General features: G+C 72.0%; 2 protein-coding genes. Both read right to left on the reverse strand.

Features of this window, described 5'->3' with window-relative positions:
- Positions 1–2,981: amino acid adenylation domain-containing protein (locus ACIGZJ_RS36840; RefSeq protein WP_396461378.1), on the reverse strand; the 2,981-nt coding region annotated here is incomplete at its 3' end.
- Between the two features lie 11 nt (positions 2,982–2,992).
- Positions 2,993–3,667: phosphopantetheine-binding protein (locus ACIGZJ_RS36845; protein ID WP_396461379.1), on the reverse strand; the 675-nt coding region annotated here is incomplete at its 5' end.

Raw genomic sequence — 3,667 nt, forward strand, 5'->3', positions numbered from 1 at the left:
GCGAAGACGGTGCAGAGGGCCTCCTCCTGCTCGGTCCGCGGTGCCCGGCCGGAGGCGTCGGCCGTGAAGTCCGGGGCGGGCAGGGCCTTGCGGTCCAGCTTGCCGTTGGCCGTCAGCGGCAGGGCCTCCAGCAGCACGATCGCGCTGGGGACCAGGTACTCCGGCAGGTGCTGCTGGAGGTCGCCGCGGATGCCGGCGGCGATCGCCGCGTGGTCGTCGCCGCTCTGGGTGCCGTCGCCCGGGGTGGGGACGACGTAGCCGACCAGGCGCTTGTCGCCGGGGTTGTCCTCGCGGACGATCACGGCGGCCTGGGCGGCGGACGGGTGCGCGGCGAGTGCGGACTCGACCTCGCCGAGCTCGATGCGGAAGCCGCGGATCTTCACCTGGTCGTCGGCGCGGCCGGCGAACTCCAGGGTGCCGTCGGCGCGCCAGCGCACCAGGTCACCGGTGCGGTACATCCGCTCGCCGGGAGTGCCGTAGGGGTTGGCGACGAAGCGCTCGGCGGACAGGCCCGGGCGGTTCAGGTAGCCGCGGGCCAGGCCCTCGCCCGCCGCGTACAGCTCACCCACCGCTCCCGGCGGGACCAGCTGCAGCCCGCTGTCGAGGACGTAGAGACGGGTCGCGGAGATCGGACCGCCGATCGGCACGCCGGCCCCGCGGTCGAGGTCGGCGGTCCGGATCGCGTGGGTGGTGGTGAAGGTGGTGTTCTCCGTCGGCCCGTACCCGTTGAGCAGCCGGACGTGGGGCAGACGCTCCAGTACGGTCCGGCACTGCGGCACCGAGAGGACGTCGCCCCCGGCCAGCAGGTAGCGCAGGCCCTGGAGCGCCTCGACGTCGGACTCCACCACTTCGTGGAAGAGCCCGGCGGTCAGCCAGAGCGCGGTCACGCGGTGCGAGGTCAGGAACTCGCGCAGCTCGAGGACGGACAGCCCCTTCGGCGGGGCGATCGCCAGGGCGGCGCCGTTGAGCAGCGCGCCCCAGATCTCGAAGGTGGCCGCGTCGAACGACACCGAGGCCAGCTGGCCGATGACGTCCCCGGCACCCAGGTCGACGTAGTCGCTCTCCCACACCAGTCGGCCGATCGCCTGGTGGGGGACGGTGACGCCCTTGGGTCGGCCGGTGGAGCCTGAGGTGTAGATGACGTAGGCGGGGTGGTTCGGCTGCAGACCGGGCCGGGGGTCGGCGGTGCCGAGGCCGGCCAGGCGGGCGACGGTGTCGGGGTCGTCGAGGACGATCCGCGCGGTGCCGTCGGGCAGGGTGTCCTGGGCGGACCTGGTGATGACCAGGGCGGGTCGGGCGTCGCCGAGCATGTAGGTGATGCGGTCGGCGGGGTAGTTGGGGTCGATCGGCAGGTAGGCGCCGCCGGCCTTGAGGATCGCGAGCAGGGAGATGATGAGGTCGGTGGAGCGTTCCATGTGGACGCCGACCAGGGTCTCGGGGCGGACGCCGTGTTCGGTCAGCAGGTGGGCGAGGCGGTTGGCCCGCTCGTCCAGCTCCGCGTAGGTGAGGGTCTCGTCGGCGAAGACGAGGGCGGTGGCGTCGGGGGTGCGGGCCACCTGGGCGTGGAACAGCTCCGGGAGCGTCGCGGCGGGGACGCCACGGGCGGTGTCGTTCCACTCGGTCAGGAGCCGGTGGCGCTCGGCCGCGTCCAGGACCTGGATGCGGCTGACGGGCTGCTCGGGGTCGGCGGCGACGGCCTCCAGCACCCGGGTGAAGCGCTGGGCGACGGCCTCGACCGTCGCGTGGTCGAACAGGTCGACGGCGAAGGTGATGGCGCTCTGAAGTCCGGCGGGCCGGCCCTGCGCGTCGAAGTTCTCGCCGAACTGGAAGTCCAGGTCGAACTTGGCCGGGGCCTGCCCGGCGGGGAGCAGTTCGGTTGCGAGGCCCGGGAGTTCGAGGGCGGCCCTGCTGTTGTTCTGCAGGGTCAGCATGACCTGGAACAGCGGGTGCCGGGCCATCGAGCGGGTCGGGGCCAAGTCCTCGACGAGGCGCTCGAACGGGATGTCCTGGTTCGAGAAGGCGCCGAGGCCGGAGTCCTGCACCCGGGCGAGGAGCTCGCCGAAGCTCGGGTCGCCGCTGAGGTCGGTGCGCATGACCAGGGTGTTGATGAAGAAGCCGACCAGGTCCTCGAGGGCTTCGTCGGTGCGTCCGGCGATGGGCGTGCCGACGGGGATGTCGGTGCCCGCGCCGAGGCGGGAGAGCAAGGTCGCCAGGGCTGCCTGGAGGACCATGAACATCGTGACGCCGCGGGAGCGGGCCAGGTCGGCGAGCTGCTGGTGCAGCTCGGCGGGGATGTCCAGGTCGTAGGTCGCACCCCGGTGGGTGGCGACGGCCGGGCGGGGCCGGTCGGTGGGCAGCCGCAGCTCCTCCGGCAGGCCGGCGAGCGCCTTGCGCCAGTGGGCCAGCTGCTCGGACAACACGCTCTCGGGGTCGGTGTCCTCGCCGAGGAGGTCCTGCTGCCACAGGGTGTAGTCGGCGTACTGCACCGGCAGCGGCTCCCAGGTGGGGGCGTTGCCTTCGCGTCGGGCGGCGTAGGCCTCGGAGAGGTCCCGGGCCAGCGGGCCCATCGACCAGCCGTCACCGGCGATGTGGTGGACGATCAGCAGCAGGACCTGCTGCTGCGGCCCGTTGGTGAACAGCTCCGCACGCAGCGGGATGTCACTGGAGAGGTCGAAGGTGTGGCCCGCCGCGTCGGCGAGGGCCTGCTCCAGGTCGGCCTCGGTGACCTCGGTGACGGGCAGGTCGAGGGTGACCGCCGTCGCTTCGAGGATGTCCTGGTGGGGCCGGCCGTCGGCGGTGCTGGGGAAGACGGTGCGCAGGACTTCGTGCCGCTCGATGACGTCGTGCAGCGCGGCCCGCAGGGCCCCGCGGTCCAGGGCGCCGGTCAGCCGCAGGGCGGTGGGGATGTTGTACGTGGCGCTGGGGCCCTCAAGCTCGCTGAGGAACCACAGGCGCTGCTGGGCAAAGGACAACGGGATCATCAGAACTCCTCCTACCTACGCCGCGGCCGCAGAGCCGGCCTGGCCTTCTTTTGGGTTTCGAGTCGTGTGGCGAGGCCGGCGACGGTGGGTGTCTCGAACAGGGCGCGGATGGCGACCTCGGCCCCGAGCGCGGTGCGGATCCGGCTGATGAGGCGGGTCGCGTCGAGGGAGTGGCCGCCGAGTTCGAAGAAGTTGTCGTCGATGGTCACGGAGGTGACGCCGAGGACCTCGGCGAACACACCGCAGAGGAGTTCTTCCTGTGCGTTGCGGGGGCTCCGCCCGGACGCGCTGGTCGTGCGGGTGGGTGCGGGCAGGGCGTTGCGGTCGAGCTTGCCGTTGGCGGTCAGCGGCAGTGACTCCAGCTGGACGATGGCGCTGGGAATCATGTAGTCGGGGAGTTCGGTTGCGAGGTGCTTGCGCAGCAGCTCGGTGTCCACGGCCTCCGGTGAGACCGGGACGAGGTAGGCGACGAGGCGCTTGTCGCCGGGGGTGTCTTCGCGGGCGATGGCGGTGGCTTGGGCGATGGCGGGGTGTGTGGTGAGGGCTGCTTCGATTTCGCCGAGTTCGATGCGGAAGCCGCGGATTTTGACTTGGTGGTCGGTGCGGCCGAGGTAGTGGAGGGTGCCGTCGGGGCGCCAGGTGACGAGGTCGCCGGTGCGGTACATGCGTTCGCCGGGCTGGCCGTA

This window comes from Kitasatospora sp. NPDC052868, assembly GCF_044547105.1.
GTDB lineage: Bacteria > Actinomycetota > Actinomycetes > Streptomycetales > Streptomycetaceae > Kitasatospora.